22 protein-coding genes are annotated in these 18,649 nt (G+C 62.8%); 20 read left to right on the top strand and 2 right to left on the bottom strand.

The window, feature by feature from the left end; translation table 11 throughout:
* Positions 1-82 precede the first annotated feature (82 nt).
* From ACXJKE_RS00875 to ACXJKE_RS00830, 10 genes are all read left to right on the top strand, one after another.
* Complete coding sequence (locus tag ACXJKE_RS00875; RefSeq protein WP_457278688.1) at positions 83-532, top strand: VOC family protein; 450 nt, start codon at positions 83-85, stop codon at positions 530-532.
* 7 nt (positions 533-539) lie between these two features.
* Positions 540-1,454, top strand: coding sequence for an amino acid ABC transporter substrate-binding protein (locus ACXJKE_RS00870; protein WP_457279764.1), 915 nt, complete (start codon positions 540-542; stop codon positions 1,452-1,454).
* An 89-nt stretch (positions 1,455-1,543) separates the two neighbouring features.
* Positions 1,544-2,134 carry a flavin reductase family protein gene (locus ACXJKE_RS00865; RefSeq protein WP_457278687.1) on the top strand — a complete coding sequence of 197 codons (591 nt, stop codon included), beginning with the start codon at positions 1,544-1,546 and terminating at the stop codon, positions 2,132-2,134.
* A gap of 86 nt (positions 2,135-2,220) precedes the next feature.
* Positions 2,221-2,361, top strand: coding sequence for a hypothetical protein (locus tag ACXJKE_RS00860; RefSeq protein WP_457278686.1), 141 nt, complete (start codon positions 2,221-2,223; stop codon positions 2,359-2,361).
* A gap of 41 nt (positions 2,362-2,402) precedes the next feature.
* On the top strand, positions 2,403-3,248 hold the full coding sequence (locus tag ACXJKE_RS00855; RefSeq protein ID WP_457278685.1) for a YhjD/YihY/BrkB family envelope integrity protein: 846 nt from the start codon (positions 2,403-2,405) through the stop codon (positions 3,246-3,248).
* 37 nt (positions 3,249-3,285) lie between these two features.
* Complete coding sequence (locus ACXJKE_RS00850; RefSeq protein ID WP_457278684.1) at positions 3,286-4,506, top strand: helix-turn-helix domain-containing protein; 1,221 nt, start codon at positions 3,286-3,288, stop codon at positions 4,504-4,506.
* A 44-nt stretch (positions 4,507-4,550) separates the two neighbouring features.
* Positions 4,551-5,228: a Vgb family protein gene (locus ACXJKE_RS00845; RefSeq protein ID WP_457278683.1), complete on the top strand. Its 678-nt coding sequence runs from the start codon at positions 4,551-4,553 to the stop codon at positions 5,226-5,228.
* 135 nt (positions 5,229-5,363) lie between these two features.
* The gene (gene gstA, locus ACXJKE_RS00840; RefSeq protein ID WP_457278682.1) at positions 5,364-5,975 is read left to right on the top strand and encodes a glutathione transferase GstA; all 612 of its coding nucleotides are present in this window, start codon (positions 5,364-5,366) and stop codon (positions 5,973-5,975) included.
* A 59-nt stretch (positions 5,976-6,034) separates the two neighbouring features.
* Positions 6,035-6,823, top strand: a complete 789-nt coding sequence (locus tag ACXJKE_RS00835; protein WP_457278681.1) for a DUF899 domain-containing protein — start codon at positions 6,035-6,037, stop codon at positions 6,821-6,823.
* Between the two features lie 25 nt (positions 6,824-6,848).
* Positions 6,849-7,436, top strand: coding sequence for a hypothetical protein (locus ACXJKE_RS00830; RefSeq protein WP_457278680.1), 588 nt, complete (start codon positions 6,849-6,851; stop codon positions 7,434-7,436).
* Positions 7,437-7,802: 366 nt separating this feature from the next.
* Here ACXJKE_RS00830 and ACXJKE_RS00825 read toward each other — a convergent pair whose 3' ends face one another.
* Together ACXJKE_RS00825 and ACXJKE_RS00820 are read right to left on the bottom strand one after the other, a co-directional pair.
* Positions 7,803-8,111 carry a plasmid stabilization protein gene (locus tag ACXJKE_RS00825; RefSeq protein ID WP_457278679.1) on the bottom strand — a complete coding sequence of 103 codons (309 nt, stop codon included), beginning with the start codon at positions 8,109-8,111 and terminating at the stop codon, positions 7,803-7,805.
* 223 nt (positions 8,112-8,334) lie between these two features.
* Complete coding sequence (locus tag ACXJKE_RS00820; RefSeq protein ID WP_457278678.1) at positions 8,335-9,234, bottom strand: LysR substrate-binding domain-containing protein; 900 nt, start codon at positions 9,232-9,234, stop codon at positions 8,335-8,337.
* Positions 9,235-9,309: 75 nt separating this feature from the next.
* Between ACXJKE_RS00820 and ACXJKE_RS00815 the strand changes: the two genes are divergently transcribed.
* From ACXJKE_RS00815 to ACXJKE_RS00770, 10 genes are all read left to right on the top strand, one after another.
* Positions 9,310-10,437 (top strand): MFS transporter, encoded by a 1,128-nt coding sequence (locus ACXJKE_RS00815; RefSeq protein ID WP_457278677.1) that lies wholly within the window; start codon positions 9,310-9,312, stop codon positions 10,435-10,437.
* A 52-nt stretch (positions 10,438-10,489) separates the two neighbouring features.
* On the top strand, positions 10,490-10,996 hold the full coding sequence (locus tag ACXJKE_RS00810) for a hypothetical protein (RefSeq protein ID WP_457278676.1): 507 nt from the start codon (positions 10,490-10,492) through the stop codon (positions 10,994-10,996).
* A 370-nt stretch (positions 10,997-11,366) separates the two neighbouring features.
* Positions 11,367-11,630 (top strand): hypothetical protein, encoded by a 264-nt coding sequence (locus ACXJKE_RS00805; RefSeq protein WP_457278675.1) that lies wholly within the window; start codon positions 11,367-11,369, stop codon positions 11,628-11,630.
* A gap of 111 nt (positions 11,631-11,741) precedes the next feature.
* Positions 11,742-12,608, top strand: coding sequence for a GNAT family N-acetyltransferase (locus ACXJKE_RS00800; protein ID WP_457278674.1), 867 nt, complete (start codon positions 11,742-11,744; stop codon positions 12,606-12,608).
* A complete protein-coding gene (locus ACXJKE_RS00795; RefSeq protein WP_457278673.1) occupies positions 12,608-13,477 on the top strand; it encodes a UDP-2,3-diacylglucosamine diphosphatase in 870 nt (289 codons plus the stop codon). Before ACXJKE_RS00800 ends, ACXJKE_RS00795 begins: the two co-directional genes overlap by 1 nt.
* Positions 13,474-14,580: a glycosyltransferase family 4 protein gene (locus ACXJKE_RS00790; RefSeq protein WP_457278672.1), complete on the top strand. Its 1,107-nt coding sequence runs from the start codon at positions 13,474-13,476 to the stop codon at positions 14,578-14,580. Before ACXJKE_RS00795 ends, ACXJKE_RS00790 begins: the two co-directional genes overlap by 4 nt.
* 50 nt (positions 14,581-14,630) lie before the next feature.
* Positions 14,631-16,724, top strand: coding sequence for a polyphosphate kinase 1 (gene ppk1 / locus ACXJKE_RS00785; RefSeq protein WP_457278671.1), 2,094 nt, complete (start codon positions 14,631-14,633; stop codon positions 16,722-16,724).
* 1 nt (position 16,725) lies between these two features.
* Positions 16,726-17,199 (top strand): SixA phosphatase family protein, encoded by a 474-nt coding sequence (locus tag ACXJKE_RS00780; protein ID WP_457278670.1) that lies wholly within the window; start codon positions 16,726-16,728, stop codon positions 17,197-17,199.
* A 724-nt stretch (positions 17,200-17,923) separates the two neighbouring features.
* A complete protein-coding gene (locus ACXJKE_RS00775) occupies positions 17,924-18,217 on the top strand; it encodes a hypothetical protein (RefSeq protein WP_457278669.1) in 294 nt (97 codons plus the stop codon).
* Between the two features lie 87 nt (positions 18,218-18,304).
* Entirely contained in the window at positions 18,305-18,634 is a 330-nt protein-coding gene (locus ACXJKE_RS00770; protein ID WP_457278668.1) for a cupin domain-containing protein, read from the top strand.
* Positions 18,635-18,649: the final 15 nt, after the last annotated feature.

Raw genomic sequence — 18,649 nt, 5'->3', positions numbered from 1 at the left:
ATTCTCAGATTGAATATATATCGTTTTTCAAAGTGCATCAATCGACCTAAAGTGCGGCTTCCACGACTCAAAGAGGCTTTCGATGACCCCGCAAAACGCAACCACTCCCGCCAAAGCGCTCCCGCCGTTTCATCTGGCATTCCCTGTCCACGACCTCGCCGTCGCACGCCGGTTTTACGGTGAATTACTGGGCTGCCCCGAAGGCCGCAGCTCCAGCGAATGGGTCGACTTCAACTTCTACGGCCACCAGATCGTGGCGCACCTGGCGCCCGACGAATGCGGCCACCGCCAGACCAGCGCCGTTGACGGCCACAACGTTCCCGTTCGCCACTTCGGCGCGATCCTGTCCCTCCCCGAGTGGGATGTCCTGGCGGCCCGATTGAAAGCGGCGGGCACGCAGTTCGTCATCGAACCCTACGTCCGCTTCAAGGGTGAGCCCGGTGAACAGGCCACCATGTTCTTCCTCGACCCGTCCGGAAACGCAATCGAGTTCAAAGCCTTCGCCACGCTCGACAGCCTGTTTGCCAAGTGAAGGAGGCATGATGATGAAATTGGTAGCCTGTTCGGGCATTGCCGCAGCGTTCACCCTGGCGGGAGCTGCGGCCACCGCGCAGCCAATCGACACGCTCAAGAAGATCAAGGAGACGGCAGCCGTCACCATGGGCGTCCGTGAAGCCTCCGGCGCCATGTCCTATACGCTGGGGGCCGGCGAATACACAGGGTTTCATGTGGACATCTGCAAAAGGGTGATCGCGGATATCCAGAAACAGCTGGGCCTGGCGAAGCTGGACGTGCGCTTTCAGTCTGTCACCGCGCAAAACCGGATCCCTCTGGTTCAAAACGGTACGGTAGACCTGGAGTGCGGGACAACGACGAACAACGCCGCACGCCAAAAGGATGTTGCCTTCGCACCGACGCTCTATATTGAAGAAGTCCGGGTCGCCACCAAAACCAGGACCGGAATCACCAGCCTGTCCCAGCTTGCCAACAGGACTGTGTCGGCCACATCTGGCGCCACGGCCGTTCAGCTTATCCGCAAGCACGAACGCGCGGCGGGCGTCGACTTCAAGGAGGTTTATGGCAAGGACAACAGCGAAGGTTTCCTGCTTCTTGAAAATGACCGGGCCGAAGCGTTCGTGGCGGACGGCCAGATCCTGGCCACCATGATTTCCCAGTCAAAACAGCCGAAAAACTATGTGGTGCTGAAAGAAGTCCTGAGCGTCGAGCCGATTGCCATCATGCTGCCCAAAGGGGATGCATCCTTTAAACAGGCGGTGGACGCCAGCATCGCCAGAATGGCGAAAAGCGGGGAGGTGGCGAAGCTCTATGAAAAATGGTTTGTCCAGCCGATACCGCCGAACAACACGCGGGTAGGCATGCCCGCATCGGAGCTGACCAGGGCGGCATGGGCCAACCTGAGCGACAAGCCGCTGGAAGACTACACGAAGAAGTAGTGAGGAAGAGGGCGAGGGGAGCAGCCCGCCCTGAAACGCATCGGCCCCAACATAATCGGCAGCATCGAAACGCACCGGGAAGAAATGACATGACACACTTCAAGGAAGTCGCCCTCGCACACGCCAGCCGCCTGATCAATCACGGCCCAACGGTTTTGGTGACGAGCGCGCACGGCACGGCGCGCAACGTGATGGCCGCCGCCTGGTCGATGCCCGTGGAGTTCACGCCGCCTCGCATTGCCATCGTGATCGACAAGAAAACCTATACGCGTGAACTCATCACCGCCAGCGGCGGCTTCGGCATATGCCTTCCATGCACGGCCCTGGCCGGCTTGACGCATGCGGTCGGCAGTCAGTCCGGCCGCACGGGCGACAAGTTTGCGCAATACGGCTTGAAGGCCCGCACGGGGCCGGTGCTCGGCATGCCCTTGCTGGAGGAGGGCTGCGCGGCATGGCTGGAGTGCCGCCTGATCCGCGAGCCGCATACCGAAGACGCGTACGACACCTGCTTTGCGGAGGTGGTCGCTGCCGCTGCCGATGAGCGTGTGTTCCAGCAGGGGCACTGGCGCTTCGGCGATGACAACCTCGATCTGCAGACGATTCATCATCTGGGGGGCGGGAATTTCGTCAGACCGGCGGGAATGTTTCGTGCCGGTGACGTGGCGACAAAAATACCCTGAGGCCATCGTCAATCAGGAGTTGGTTTCGCCCCACAACCTTCCTCGCACGGCATCCTGGGCCAGGCGAAGGCTTTACCATTGCGGGCATGAAAACAACCTACATCCTCGGCGCCATCCTGGCTTGCAGCATCATCGGCGCATTGGTCGGTGCCCGTTCGGTGAAAACCGGACTTCTGGTGACATCGGGACTTCTCTCTCTCTATGGCTTGTTTCGCCTGCTGGGCTGAGCGAGCCGGCACTTCCTGACCGGCGCGAGCCCATCGATTCCATGGCGACCACAAGCCGAAACCAGGGCAACCTGATCACTCGCCTCTTGCAGCGTGGCCGGGAAGAACGCATCGCCCAGGCGGCGGGCGGCCTCACGTTCACGATGGTGATGTCCATGGTGCCGATGCTGGCGGTGAGCTTCGCGCTGTTCGCGCGCACGCCAGCCTTGCACGCCACCGGTGACGCGATTCGCGAGCACCTGCTGCGCGGCCTGTTGCCGGAGGGTATCGCCAAGACGGTGCTGAAGCACCTGGCGCAGTTTGCTGGCAATGCCAACGGCCTCACGCTGGTGGGCTTTGCACTGCTGCTGGTGTCGGCCCTGACGCTGCTGCTGAGCATGGAAAACACGCTGAACCGCATATGGCAGGTGAAGAAGTCACGCCCCGTGCTGCGCCGACTGGCTTTGTACGCAGGCATGCTGCTCACGGGGCCGGTGCTCATCGGCGCCAGCCTGTGGGCTGCGTCTTATCTGGTGGCGGCTTCCAGCGGGCTGGTGGGGGCGCGGCCCGCCTGGGTGCCGCATGCCATTAACCTGGGGCCCGCCATTCTGAGCGCCATCGGTTTCACCTGCCTGTTCCGCTTTGTACCGAACACCGTCGTGCGGTGGAGTCATGCGATCGCTGGCGGCCTGCTCGCGGGTATTGCCTTTGAGCTGGGCAAGTACGGCTTCGCGATTTACCTGGCCAACGTGCCCACCTACCGCACGATCTACGGCGCCTTCGCGCCGCTGCTGGCTTTTCTGGTGTGGGTGTATTACTCGTGGCTGGTCACGTTGGCCGCGGCGCTGGTCAGCGCCAGCCTGCCGCGTGCCGGAGCGCAGCCGGCGCGTCGGTTGTCACGGGCCTGAGCTGGCTTGCGTCGGCCAGGCCGTGTAGCCTCTTGCCATGGATTCTCTGATTGCCGCTTCCGCACGCGCGCTGGCCGCCGGCGATGCGCTGGGCGCGCTCAAGCACGTCGCCCTGCGCGACGACCCGCCGGCTCTGGCTCTGCGCGGCATCGCCATGGCCCAGTTGGGCGAGCACCCGCGTGCCCGCGAACTCCTTCGCCGCGCGGCCCGCGGTTTCGGTGCCCATGAAGAACTGGCGCGTGCACGCTGCGTTGTTGCGGAAGCCGAGGTGGCGATGGCCATGCGCGACTTCGCCGGCTCACCACGCGCACTTGCGGCTGCGGCAGCCACGCTGGAGGCGCACGCCGATACGGCCAACGCGCTGCAGGCGTGGCTCATCACGGCACGGCGGCTGTTGCTGCTAGGCCGGCTTGATGAGGCCGCAGCGGCGCTGGCGAAGCTGGATGCGCGCGGCCTGCCGCCTTCGCTGCGGGCCGTGGCCGAACTCACATCCGCCGAGCTGGCATTGCGATCGCTCCGCGTCGGTGAGGCGCGCATGGCGCTGGCGCGCGCGCACGCGGCGGCAGAGCGGGCGCAGGTTCCCGCGCTGATGGCCGAAGTCACTGAAGCGCGCACTGCACTTGACAGGCCCGCCGCCCGGCGCCTCACCGCCGGGGGCGAGCAGGCGCTGCGCCTCGACGAGGTCTCGGCGCTCCTGGCCTCGGACGCGCTGGTGGTCGACGCCTGCCGCCGCGGGCTGGGCGCGGGAGACCAGTGGCGGCCGCTGGCGCGCCGGCCGGTGTTGTTCTCCCTGGCGCGTTCACTCGCCGAAGCATGGCCTGGTGATGTGAGCCGCGAAGCGCTGATCGAATTCGCCTTTCGCACCAGGCGCCCCGACGAGACGCACAGGGCGCGCCTGCGGGTGGAGATCAGCCGCCTGCGCGCGCTCGTCAAAACACTCGCAAGCATCGAGGCTACCGAGCGGGGCTTCATCCTGAAGCCGCTGGCGGGGCGCGACGTGGCTGTGCTGGCACCGCCCATTGACGGCGAGCAGGCCTCGCTGGTGGCGCTGCTGTCGGACGGCGCGGCCTGGTCCACCTCGGCCCTGGCGCTGGCCGTGGGGGCAAGCCAGCGCACCGTGCAGCGGGCGCTGGCTGATCTGGAAGCCGGCGGGCGGGTGCGTTCCATCGGGCGGGCACGGGCACAGCGCTGGCTGGCGCCGCCGCTGGCGGGATTCACGACGATCTTGTTACTCCCTGCTTCGCTGCCGATTGGATAGAGTTGACTCCATGGCGCTGATTGATGGCGCGACAAGGAGCAACGATGACCCGCAAGACCCTCACCGCAAAACCCGAACCCAAGGCGCGCCCCGCCGAAATCGTGCGCGAGTACAGCTTCCCCGGTGTCAACGACGTCGCCGGCGTCACGCATGACGGCCAGCGTGTCTGGGCCGCCACCGGCGCCAGGATCGTCGCCTTCGACCCCGCCAGCGGTGAGCAGACGCGCACGCTGGAGTGCGCCGGTGACGCCGGTACCGCCTTCGACGGCAAACACCTCTACCAGATTGCTGAGACGCGTATCGACAAGATTGACCCCGCCACCGGCAAGGTGGTGGCGTCCATACCGGCGCCCGGCAGCGGCAGCGACTCGGGCCTGACCTGGGCCGAAGGCAGCCTGTGGGTGGGCCAGTACCGCGACCGCAAGATCCACCAGGTTGACCCGAAGACAGGCGCCATCCAGCGCACGATTGAATCGAACCGCTTCGTCACCGGCGTGACCTGGGTGGACGGCGAGCTCTGGCACGGCACCTGGGAGGGCGACGACAGCGAGATCCGCCGCATCGACCCGAAAAGCGGCGCCGTGATCGAACGGCTGGAAATGCCGAAGGGCACCGGCGTCAGCGGCCTGGAGTCCGACGGCGCGGATCTCTTTTATGCGGGCGGCGGCAAGAGCGGAAAAGTCCGTGCCGTGCGACGACCGAAAGCCGCGAAGGCCGCGTAGCCCGCCTGGCCGCATAACCCCATTCGGTCACCAGGACCGATAACGAGCGCACCTGTTACCAGCACGGGTCGGGCAGCGCATTGACCCACGCAACACAAACCCAAGCAAACGGCTCACCGAGCCAAGGAGAAAACCATGAAGCTTTACTACAGCCCGTCCGCCTGTTCTTTGTCGCCGCACATCGTGGCCAATGAGTTGGGCCTTGCCATCGAACTCGTGAAGGTCGACGTGGTCGCGAAACGCACCGAGCACGGCGAAGACTTTCTCGCCATCAACCCCAAAGGTCTGGTGCCTGTTCTCCAGCTGGACGACGGCACCCTGCTGACGGAAGGCCCCGCCGTTGTGCAATACCTTGCCGACCTGAAGCCTGAGGCGAAGCTGGCGCCCGCCAGCGGCAGCATGGCGCGTTATCGCCTGCAGGAGATGCTGGGGTACATCAACTCAGAGCTGCACCAAGGCTACATGCCGCTGTTCAACCCGGCTTGCAGCGATGAGGTTCGCAGCGCACGCATGGCCCACCTGCACAAACACTACCGCCTGCTGGAAGCCGCGCTGGGCCGCACGCCGTTCCTGCTGGGCGACCGTTTCACGGTGACCGATGCCTATCTGTTTGTGGTCACGCGCTGGGCGGAGTTCGTCAAGCTGGACCTGTCGGCCTTCCCGAACCTGCTGGCGTTCCAGGCACGTATCGCGGCCCGGCCTGCCGTGCAGACGGCGATGCGCCGTGAACAACCGGCCGTTGCCTGATCCCGACCACCTGCCTTTCATTCACTGAATCACCCACTCGTTTAACCCAGGAGAACACCATGAATACCACCGTGACCGAAACATCCCCCATGAAGCACTCCGTCGTGTCCAGAGACAAATGGCTGGCCGAGCGCAAGACGCTGCTGGCGCAGGAGAAAGAACTGACACGCCTGCGCGACCGGATCGCCGGCGAGCGCCGTGCGCTCCCCTGGGTCCGCGTCGAAAAAAACTACGTCTTTGACACGCCCGAAGGCAAACGCTCGCTTGCCGACCTGTTTGAAGGGCGCCGCCAGCTGATGGTGCAGCACTTCATGTTCGGGCCGGGCTGGGAGCAGGGCTGCCCGAGCTGCTCTTACATGGCCGACCACACTGAAGGCATGAAGATCCACCTGGCGCACCGCGACGTGAGTTTTGTGGCCGTCTCGCGCGCAACGCTGCCTGAGATCGAGCGTTTTCGCCGCCGCATGGGCTGGGCCTTCAAGTGGGTCTCTTCAAACAGCAGCGACTTCAACTACGACTTCCACGTGAGCTTCAAGCCCGAGGAAAGGGTCAACGGCACCGTCAACTACAACTACGGCATGACCGAATTCCCGGCCGAAGAAGCGCCCGGCATCAGCCTGTTCTACAAGGACGACGCGGGCGAAGTCTTCCACACCTACTCGACCTACGGTCGCGGTGTGGAAGTGATGATGGGCACCTACAACATGCTGGACCTCACGCCCAAGGGCCGGGACGAGCATGACGGGTTTTACAAGATGGACTGGGTGCGCCACCACGACCGCTACGAAACCGCGTCCGCATTCACGCCCGCGCCCGAAGCCGATTCGTGCTGCAGCACGAAGGCCTGAGCAGTCCGCGAACGGTGCGCCCATCATGTCAAGCCTTTGGCCGTGGCTTGTGGTGGCAGGGGTCGGCGCCCTTCATGGGCTGAACCCCGCCACCGGCTGGGCGCTCGCCGCCGCGTGGGGCGTGCGCGCACGCGACCGGTCGCAGGCGCTGTGGGCGCTGCTGCCGATTGCGGCCGGGCACACCGCTTCGGTCGCGCTGGTGGCCGGCGCGGTGGCAGGGGGCCTGACGCTGGATCGCTTCACGCTGCAGGTCCTGGCAGGCGGCCTGCTGGCCGCCTTCGCCGTGGTTCACCTGTCGGGCCGCGCACCCAGGGCGGCGCGCGCACCAGCGGGGCACGCCGGGCTGGCGCTCTGGTCTTTCATGATGTCCACCGCGCACGGCGCCGGCTTGATGCTGGTGCCGGCCCTGATCCCGTTGTGCGCAGGGGAGGCGCGGGCTGCGGAGCTGGCAGGGTCAGGACCGCTGGCGCTGGCCCTCGCGGCGGTAGGCGTTCATACCGCCGCGATGCTTGCCGTTACCGGTCTGGTCGCCACCGGGGTTTGCCGTGGTCTGGATGCCGGAGTCCGTGTGATCAACGCTCGCATGCGGGTACGGCCTCCGGCGCAGCGCTGATGGTGATGTGGCTGCGCGAAGCGCTGGCCAGGCTCCGCAGGCTGCCATGGCCGAGGTAGTTGCTGCTTCCACTGTCTGGGTGCTGTTTGATTTGCTATCTTTTCTATAGCTGCTTGCGCATATCCCTATTGGGCTTGAGCGCGATTTGATGCCCGAAACAGGCAAAAAAACGGCAGTTTTTGAGCATTTCGATGTTTTTTCCTCTGCCTAAGCGCCTTTTTGGGTGCCTTGAGGGCCCGTTTTTAGGGGTAATTTAGCCCTTCGAGGCAATATGGACGGGCGCGAGCAGCTATCAAAACAATAGCGATTTCGCCGCGCCGTGCGCAGCCATTTCGACCGCCTGCAGCTGGAACACACCCGGCGGGGCTATTTCCTGGCCGCATTCCGCTTGCGGGTGGCTGCGGCTTTTTTGGCGGAGGCTGACCGCTCTTGCGCCGTGCGGGAAGCTGCGGCTGCGCCGCCAAGGCGCCCGCCTTTTCGGGACGGTGCATGGTTTTCTGCCTTGCCGCGGCCCGATCCGGACTTCTTGCCGCCGCCGGTTTCCTTGTTGACGGTGGCCCAGGCGCGGCGCTCGGCTTCTTCCTTGCCGACGCCGCGGTCTTCGTAGCCTTCTTCAATGTGTTCAGCCTTGCGCTTTTGCTTGTCGGTGTAGGCAGATTTGTCGCCTCTGGGCATGTCGGTTCTCCTTGGCTGGATTTTCTTCGCCGTGATCGCTGTGATGGCCGCTGTGATGGCGAGAGCTTGAAAATACTGCGCCGGGGCAGGGCGCTTCGCGCGCGACATTCCCGAAAAAAGGTCGGTGATCTCCTACGTCGCGACGTTGCCGCAGGCGCTTCGCCGCCACGCGCATCGCAACCCCGAGTTCCATGGCGGCAGGGGGCTGCCGCCGCGGCCGATCTCAATCTTCCGCCGAAGGCGTGGCGTTCAGTTCATCCATCAGCCACTGCACAAACTGCTGCGTCTCCGGGGCGGCATTGGGCGCAAGGCCAAAATAGTGGCGACCCAGCGCCATCCGCAATTCCGGCAAAGGGCTCATCAACCGCCCCGCCGCCATGTCATGGGTAATTTGCGATACCGGCGCCAAGGCAAAACCCAGCCCGTCGACGGCGGCCTGAAGCACAAAGTGCAAATGGTCAAATTGCAGGCAACTGGCTGGATTGAGCTCTGGTGCGTTCACCTGCTTTTTCCAGTTTTCCCAATCATGGTTGCGCGATTTGGATAGCAGCAGGACATGGGATGCCAAAGAGTGCGGGCCGGTGACGGGGCGGCTGGCAAACAGTGCAGGCGACCCCACAACAAGAACTTCGTCTTCCAGAAATGGATGAATCTGCATCGCCGGTGGCCACCCCTTGGTGCTCCGCCGGATGGCCAGATCGAATTCATCCACCGCTTTGTCCGGCGGCAAGGTGCTGGTCATCACCTGCGGTTCGATGTCCGGGTGTTTCGCCACGAACGCTGACAACCTGGGAATCAGCCAGCGCACCGCGAACGTGGGCCGGACGTTGATCTTGACGGCGCGCAATGGTGTACCACCCCTGAGTGATTCGGCGGCTGCGCCAATCTGCCCGAGTGCGGGCCCCACCTGCGTATGGAACTGATGGCCGGCTGCCGTCAGAAGAACTTGCCGGGTTTTCCGCTCGAATAGGTCCACGCCAAGATAGGTTTCCAGCGCCTTGATCTGGCGGCTGATGGCACCGTGCGTCACATGTAATTCCAGGGCGGCCCGGCTAAAACTCTGATGGCGCGCCGCCGCAGCGAAAGCGCGGACCGCGTTCAACGGAGGTAGGCGAGGCAACATGTGTGCAATTTTCTCACACGTGCCGCGCACTAATATCGTTTGTCGGGAGAGGCGGCCCTGCGCACCATACAAGCCATGCAACAGATCACGGCTTCTACTTCCGACCGCAACTCGCGCCAAGCCGCCATGGTGCTCGGGCTGTCACTTCCGGGGGACACGGTGCTCTACCTGCTCCTGCCGATGTTCGCTCCTGCGTTTGGCGTCACCTTGCCCGAAGCGGGCATTCTCCTGGCCGCTAACCGCCTGGTGCGCATTGCGGGCTACGCAGCGGTGGCAAGGTTTTACGCCCGCAACGGCGAACGGCTCACCTGCTCACTGGCGGCGCTAGCGGCCGCGGTGTGCGCGCTGGGTTACGCGATGCTGACCGGGTTCGTCGCCCTGTTGTTCTTGCGGCTCTTGTGGGGCCTGGCCTTCGCAGCCCTGAACCTGGCCACCCAGGCATTGGCCACCGCCGAACCGGCGGGCGCGGCGCGTCGGGCAGGGCGGTCCCGCGCATTCACAGCACTGGGGCCCATGCTTGCCCTTCCTTTGGGCGGCGTGTGCGCGCTTTGGTTTGGCCCCAAAGTTATTTTTTTCCTGTTCGCGGCTGTTGCGTTGAGTGCCTTGCTGGTCGCACGGCAGCTGCCAACCGCCGCACATGCCGAGCCGGCACCACGAAAAACAGGAATCAGGCTCCCGGGCGGGCTGGACATCTTTTCCTTCACGGAAGGCCTGGTGCTGGACGGCCTGTTCATCATCGGCCTGTCTTATCTGGGCCGTGACCTGTTGCCCGGCAATCCGGTCATCGTGGCGGGGCTTCTGCTGTCGGTCCGTTACCTGGCGGAAATTGTCTTGAGTTCTGCCGGCGGATACATGGCTGAAAAGCATGGCGTCGAAGTTCTTATGGTGACCTTCTCCGTGCTCACTTCTGTTGCCCTGGTGGGCTTTGGTTTCGGCTGGCTGTGGACTTGCGCACTTGCCATCGTGGTTTTGCGTGCCTTGCTGTTGCCGCTGCTGCCGCCGCTGGTTGCACTGCGCACGCCGGGGCCCGGACGCATACAGGCCCTCGCCACACGCTCGGTCTGGCGCGACATGGGCGCCGGCGCAGGCCCGGTGCTGGCCGGCCTGTTGTTGCCCATCGTGCCCTCCGCATGGATTTACGGCGTTGCTGCACTTCTTCTTTCGGCTACCGCCATTGCCTGCCTGAGGCAGCGCAGCGACTGAAAGTGCATCCGATACCACTTCTTTCATTCCCTCTTCTTTTGGAGATCTTCGCTTGGACATTCATCACACGCTCATCAATTGCGCCGGGGGCTCGGTCGCGTTACCGGCCAGCCCGATGAACCATCGAAGCGATGGCGGACATTTGCTGGTCAATCCGCCACGGCCGGTGTGGGAAAGAAGTGAATTGACGCCCAATGAACTGGCGCTATGGGGCTGCCTGGTCGCAGCCACCGCAAGAGCCATGCTGGAAACACTGCCCCAACTCGCCGGAGGGTGCCTGAACTACTGGGAGGCAGGTAACAACGCGCTCAACGAGCTGGCGCATCCACCCGGACCGAAAACCCCTCAGCTTCACCGGAAAATGCATCTCCACATTTTTGGGAGAAGCCCGACAGCGAGTCACCCCGATTGGCAATGGGGCGAACCTCCGCAGTTTCCAAAATTTGCTTCATCCAAAGCCTGGGCGGCCCAGTTCAGCCGTCTGGAGGCGGACGAATGCGAGGCCATAACAAAGAGGCTCGAAGTGCTGTTGGCAACGAGGTACGCGACAGGCTCCTAACTGCGTTGCGCAGGCGGCCGTCCACCCGGTCGATTTACCGCTGTTTGGATCGATTGCCGATGGCAACTACTCGTCGCTTTACAGGGACGACGATTTCTGTTTTAGCCAATCCAGGGATGTCCGATTTGTCATCTCTGGCATGTCCGTTCTCTTTTGCCGTTTGTCCGTGCTCATGCGCCGGCACGGTGGTGAGGCTGCAAGGCCAAGGCAGGGCTGCGCCTTGCCGTGGAGGGATTGCCGAAAAAAACGGTCTCCTGAGCCATCGAGGCGGCCGATGCGTGCCCGCCACACGACGCGAATTTCTTCCCGTGTCACACAACTGCCATTGAACTGACACGAACGCGTCACCCCCGGCTCCCAGAATCACGCCATGACCAGCATGACGGAGCACCCGATGAATGACGGACAGGCGCAGGGCCCCGGCCGCACCCTGAGCAGCGGCATCCAGGATTTCAACAAGCAGTGCCTGCGCATCCTGCGCTGCACCGCACAAGCCCTGGCGAACAGCCCGGGCGGCCTGCGCTTCAAGGCGGGCACCCGGCCTTGGCTTGAGGGTCTTTCGAATGCGCGGCCGATGCTGGCCGCCGGTTTGGGGCGACGTGACAAGGTGGTTTCGCTGACCGCCGGTGATTGAGAGTCAAAGCCCCTTTTTTGGGGCTTTTTTACAGCGCGATTTGAAGTTGCTGAATTGTCGAGTTGATGAGTTGCCGAAGTTGTTGAGACACCAGGAAACAAGGAGTTAGCCATGAAAGAACTGCCCAATCCCACCTTTGCATTGTCGCCAGTCGCAATGCCACGGGGGTCACTTCATCAAAGCGGTCATGCTGTCATTCCCGCCGTTGTTCAAAGGCCTGCCGTGGGGAAAATCACGGTCAGCTGGGCCCGGCACCAGGACGAGGTCCGGCAGGCACAGCGCCTGAGGTACCAGGTTTTTGCGCTCGAGATGGGTGCCAATCTTTCCAAGGTGCTGCCCGGCCACGACGTCGACCTGTTTGACGACTATTGCGAACACCTGCTGGTGCGTGATGCCGACAGCCAGGAAGTCATAGGTACCTATCGCGTGCTGACGCCCACCCAGGCAAAGCGCGTGGGCAGTACCTACAGCGACACCGAATTCGACCTGACCCGCCTGCGCTCCCTGCGCGAGCGCATGGTCGAGCTGGGCCGCAGCTGCGTGCATGCCGACCACCGCCACGGCGGCGTCATCCTGGCGCTGTGGGGCGCACTGGCTGAATTCATGGCGCGCAACCAGCTGGACACGATGATCGGCTGCGCCAGCATTCCGATGCAGCACAACGGCGTGTCGAGTGGGCACGCGGCCGCCAGCATCTGGCGCCAGGTGCGCCAAACGCATCTGGCACCCATTGAATACCGCGTGACGCCGCGTCTGGCGCTGCCGGTGGAGCGACTGGATGACACGCTGGACGTGGAACCGCCCGCGCTGATCAAGGGCTATTTGCGCCTGGGTGCCAAGGTGCTGGGCGCACCCGCCTGGGACCCGGACTTCAATTCGGCCGACCTGCCCATGATGATGCGCATCACCGACCTGCCGCCGCGCTACCTCAAGCATTTCTCCGGCAAGCCTGTGTCGGGCAGCCCTTCGGAGGCCTGATGCGCAGCATGTTTGACGCCATGGGCGCGCTGGGCAATGGCTTAGTCGCGAACAACGACGATCGTGATGGCGATGACGACGACTCGCTGCGCAAGCGCTATCGCACCATCTTTATTTCCGACATCCACCTGGGCACGCCCGGCTGCCAGGCGGCCGCGCTGCTGGATTTCCTGAAGGCCCACCCGAGCGACAACCTGTACCTCGTGGGTGACATAGTGGACGGCTGGCAGCTGCGCCGCCGCTGGTACTGGCCGCAGTCGCACAACGACGTGGTGCAAAAACTGCTGCGTCGCGCCCGAAAAGGCTGCCGCGTGGTTTATGTGCCGGGCAACCATGATGAGTTTGCGCGTGAATTTATTGGTAACCAGTTCGGCGGCATCGAGGTGATCGATGAAGCCGTGCACACCACCGCCGACGGCCGCCAGTTGTGGATCATCCACGGCGACTACTTCGACGCGGTGGTGCAGTGCGCCAAGTGGCTGGCCTATGTGGGCGACAACCTCTATGAATTCACACTCAAACTCAACCGCCACCTCAACCGCCTGCGCGCCCGCCTGGGCCTGCCGTATTGGTCGCTGTCGGCCTACCTGAAGCAAAAGGTCAAGAGCGCGCTCAATTACGTCACCGACTTTGAAGAGGCCGTGGCCAATGAAGCCCGCCGCCGCGGCCACCAGGGTGTGGTCTGCGGGCACATCCACCGGGCCGAGATGCGCGACATCAACGGCGTGCTGTACTGCAATGACGGCGACTGGGTGGAAAGCCGCACTGCGCTCGTGGAAAACTTCGACGGCTCGCTCGAACTGGTGCACTGGGCACCTGCGCACGAGACGCAGGGCCGCGGCCACATGGCTTCCACGGTGACCGCATGAGGGTCGCCCTTGTTACCGACGCCTGGCAACCGCAGGTCAATGGCGTGGTCACCACCCTGGTGGAACTGGTGCGGGAGCTTCAGGAACTGGGGCACCAGGTGGAAGTGATCCAGCCTGGCCTTTTCAAGACGCGGCCTTGCCCGGGTTATGCCGGCATTGACCTGGCGGTGCGCCCCAAGCGCGGCCTGACCGAAAAGCTCGATGCTTTTGGGCCTGAAGCCATTCACATTGCCACCGAAGGCCCGCTGGGCTGGGCTGCGCGCAGCTATTGCCTCAAGCGCGGCCTGAAGTTCACCACCGCGTTTCACACCAAGTTCCCTGAGATCCTTCATGCGGCATTGAAGATTCCGCTGTCCTGGGGTTACGCGCTGTTCCGCCATTTCCACAGGCCCTCATCGGGCGTGATGGTGCCTACCCATGGCGTGTTGCGCATGCTGGAGAAGCGGGGCTTTCAGAACCTGCGCAGCTGGACGCACGGCGTGGACACGGAGCTTTTCGGCTTTGAGCCGCAAGCGCGCTTGTACCCACCCATGGGGACGGTGGTGCGGCCGGTGTCGCTGTTTGTGGGCCGGGTGTCGTACGAGAAAAACATCGAGGCTTTTCTCAAGCTGGATATTCCGGGTACCAAGGTGGTCTGTGGGGTAGGGCCGCTGGAGGCAACACTCAAGGAACGGTATCCGCAGGTCCGCTGGATGGGCGTGCTGGACCGCAGTGAGCTGGCCAAGGTCTACGCGGCCGCCGATGTGTTTGCCTTTCCCAGCCGGTCGGAAACTTTTGGCCTGGTGATGCTCGAAGCCATGGCAGTCGGCACACCGGTGGCGGCCTACCCGGTCGATGGCCCGCTGGAAGTGCTTGGAAAGCCCGATGGAAGTTGTCACGGCGGTGTCATGCACGAAGATTTGCAACAGGCTTGTTACAGCGCTTTGGCTGTGCCGCGCCGTGAAGCCCGTTTGCGTGCGCTGGACTTCAGCTGGGCCCATGCGGCGCAGCTTTTCGAGTCTTTCCTCGTAACCGCCGGGCACAACAACGCCATGAGCAGTACTTGCCAGCCTTTTCAGGTGGGTGCACCATCAGTCAAAAGTACTGTCACGCCATTGTCATGAAACACGTCAACACTGTGACTTGTTGTTAATGACAAAGACCACTCTTGTTGATGCCCACTTCACCCGCCTCGGTGGCCGCCGCCGCGCCACCCGTCCAGTTCCTGGACCGCGACCACAGCATTCTTGCCTTCAATGAGCGGGTGCTGGACTGGGCGAAGCGCCAGGACGTGCCGCTGCTGGAGCGGCTGAGGTTTCTATGCATAGTCTCGTCCAACCTGGACGAGTTTTTTGAAGTCCGGACCGCGCCCCACCTGACGGCGGCGCAGGCCAATGAACAAAAAGCGCTGTATTCGGTGCAGTCTTTCGCCGCACTTTCTGCGGCGGCCCACGATATGGTGGCGCGCCAGTATTCGCTCTACAACGACGACCTGCTGCCGGCCTTTGAGCGGCAGGGCATACGCATCGTTTCGCACGGCGAACGCAATGCGGCCCAGCGGCGCTGGGTGAAAGCGTATTTCGAAAGGGAAGTGCGGCCGCTGCTGATTCCGGTCGGGCTGGACCCTTCGCATCCGTTCCCGCAGGTGGCGAACAAGTCGCTCAATTTCATCGTGCGGCTGGGCGGCCATGACGCGTTCGGGCGCGACAACGATATTGCCATCGTCAAGGTGCCGCGCGTGTTGCCGCGGCTGATTCATATGCCGTCCCACGGCAAGGACAAGAGCCGCCTGTTCGTGTCGCTTTCCAGCGTGATTCGGGCCCACCTGGCCGAGTTGTTTGCCGGCCGCGAAGTGGGGCAGTTTTCGCAGTTCCGCGTCACCCGGCATTCTGACCTGGCCGTGGATGAAGACGACGTGAAAAACCTGCGCACCGCCTTGCGCCAGGGCCTGGAGCAACGCCATTACGGGCAGGCTGTTCGGCTGGAGGTTTCCGCGGGCTGTTCGGAATACCTGGCCAGCTTCCTGCTCAGGCAATTCAACTTGCCGACACAGTCCCTGTACCGTGTTCACGGCCCCGTCAATCTGGTGCGGCTGACGCAGCTGGTGGACCTGGTCAATGACCCCAAACTGCTCTTCCCCGGGTACAGCGCGTGTTACCCCACCCAGTTGCAGCCCGGCCAGTCGTTCTTTGAGCGGCTCAAGGAAGGCGACGTTTCCATTCACCAGCCTTTTGAAAGTTTTGACGGCGTGCTCGCCTTCCTGCGCGAAGCGGTTAACGACCCGCAGGTGCTGGCGATCAAGCAGACCATTTACCGCACCGGTACCGACTCGGAGCTGATGGTGCTGCTGCGCGAAGCCGTGCGCCGCGGCAAGGAAGTGACAGTGGTGGTGGAGCTCAAGGCGCGCTTCGATGAAGAAGCCAACATCAACTGGGCGGAAATGCTGGAGTCGATAGGTGCGCAGGTGGTGTACGGTGTGGTGGGCCTCAAAACCCACGCCAAGATGTTGCTGGTGACGCGGCGCGAAGGCAAACACCTGGTGCGCTATGCCCACTTGTCTACCGGCAACTACAACCCGCGTACGGCCCGCCTATATACCGACCTGAGCTACCTGACGGCCGACCCCTTGACGACGGCCGACATTGACAATGTGTTTGTGCACCTGGCCAGCCAGAGTCGCCTGCCCAAGCTGCACCATTTGCTGCTGGCGCCGTTCCAGCTGCACCGCAAGCTGATCGAAAAAGTCGATGCGCTGGGCGATGCCGCCCTGCAAGGCAAAGACACGCGCATCGTGGCCAAGATGAACGCGCTGACCGACGAAGACCTGATGCAGGCGCTGGTGAGGGCAGGGCAGCGCGGCGTGAAGATCGACCTGATTGTGCGCGGCGCCTGCATGCTGCCGGCGCAGGTGCCCGGTGTGACGGACAACATCCGCGTGCGCTCCGTCATCGGCCGCTTCCTCGAGCATTCACGGGTGTTTTATTTCCGCTGTGCTGAAGAGGAAACCTTGTTGCTTTCCAGTGCCGACTGGATGAATCGCAACATGCTGCGCCGGGTGGAGCTGGCCTGGCCTGTGACCGACCCCGTTCTGCGCCAGCGCATCATCGATGAGTGCCTGGTGGCCTACCTGCATGACGGGCGCGACGCCTGGGATTTGCAGCCTGACGGCACCTACCTGCGTGTGAACCCCCAGGGCGATGCCCCGCGCCACGGTGCGCAGGCTGCCTTGATGGCGCGCTATTCGGCCCCCCATCACCAGGAAAAATGACATGGACCTCATCCTGTGGCGTCATGCAGAGGCAGAAGACTGGCCCGAGGGTGACCCGCAGGGCGGAAGCGATCTTGAGCGCTCACTGACGGCGAGGGGTGAGAAGCAGGCGGCCCGCATGGCCAACTGGCTGGACCGTCAGTTGCCCGAAGGCGCGCGCATTTTCGTCAGCCCGGCGCGGCGCTGCGAGCAGACCGCGCTGGCGTTGGGACGCAAATACAAAATCCGCAGTGAGCTGGCGCCCGACGCCACGCTGGAGCAGCTGCTGGAGCTGGTGCAATGGCCGTCGGCCAGGTCGCCGATTCTGGTGGTGGGCCACCAGCCCAACCTGGGGCAGGCCATCGCGCAGCTGCTCAGCTTGCAGGAAAGCGAATGCCCGGTCAAGAAGGGTGCGCTCTGGTGGCTGCGCAGTCGCGACCGCGACGGCATTGACCAGACCGTCGTGGTCACTGTGCAGTCGCCTGAAGTTCTCTGAAACAGCAGCACACTCAAAGCCTGCCCGCGGACAAAAAAACGGACCCAATACAGGTAAGTTTTACCGGTGCCAAGGCTATAGTGCAAATACCGAACCCGCTCCCGGACCTGGTCCAGCAAGCGGGCAGACTGCAGTGGAGGATTGCGGGGCTTCACAGAATTTTTATACCTGTATAAAATTACAGTTTATTTCTTTGAGACCCAGCATACAAGCGGCTTACAGGAGGTTTTAATGTCCAGATTAGGTTGCAAGCGCCAGGTTATACCGCAGGTTTTGCGGCATACATTACGTTATCCCTCATGAAATGCCGTCCTCGTCCGCCCCCGCCGGATTTCTCTCCGCACCAGGTGCTTTGGGCGAGATGGGAGTTCCTTCCCACGATGGAAATGGCTCAATACCTTCGTCGAATAATCCGCGCCGAGCGCCGATGTCGTAGCGGGGAATTTCCGAAACATCTTTTTTCTCGATTTCGTCGCCGACGCATAGCGGTGGGCCGCAAGCTACTTGCGTTGGGCGGAACAGTACACCCGCGCCTTTTTATCGACCCACACATTCGAGGCTGGCGATCTGGGGAGCAGTTCTGGCTTGCGAACGTTCCCCCGCGGCTCTGCCGACCGGCCATATTCCTCCTTGTACCCATTGTGAGTGGCATCCAATGAGGGATAACAGGTCGGCCCAGCCGCGACAGCCTACGGCTGCCGCTGGCCTCCAACGGTAAACCTCTATGAAATTCCTCGCGCCTTGGTACGAGAAAAAAGACGACTCACTGGTCGCCGAACTACAAAGGGAAGTGCCGAACGGGCATGCCTTACACGGCATTTCGGTCACCGTGCTGGGTCGCCGGGACGATAAGGACGACGTGCTGTTTGCGCTGCAAGATGGTACGGGCCGCATCGCCGCTGTTCATTTGACGTTTCAGGTCGAGACAGATGTTCGCTGGCCTAGCTTTTCGATGTTTGCAAACGAAGCCGAGTGGATTGAAAAAATGCAGGCTGATCATGCCGAGTTCGAGGCTTAACATGCCGGCCCATCGGATCGCCTGCGGCGTCCGCTGGCCTCTACGTTAGGCGTCATATTCCACCTCACATAGAAAGAGTGCAACGCAATGAACTCTGTCAACCTTTCGGCAGTGCTATCAAGTGTTTCTGAACCGTGGCAACCCGAAACGGTTGCGCACTTCAATGGCAACGAAGTCATGGTTGCCAAAGCCATGGGCTCGTACGCTTGGCACAAGCATGAAGACACAGACGATTTCTTCTTGGTACTCAAGGGCAGCATCACAATCGAAATGCGCAATCGCAGTGTTCACCTCGGCCCGGGAGAAATGTTCGTCGTTCCACGAGGCGTCGAGCATCGCCCAGTAGCCACTGAGGAGGCTCACTTCGTACTTATCGAACCGCCGGGTACCGCGAAAGACGGAACTATGCTTGTCTAAAGTTTCCTTACCACG

It is taken from the genome of Polaromonas sp. P5_D5, from assembly GCF_054049435.1.
Note: the sequence above shows the minus strand (reverse complement) of the source record. Positions and strands in the feature narration are given on the sequence as shown.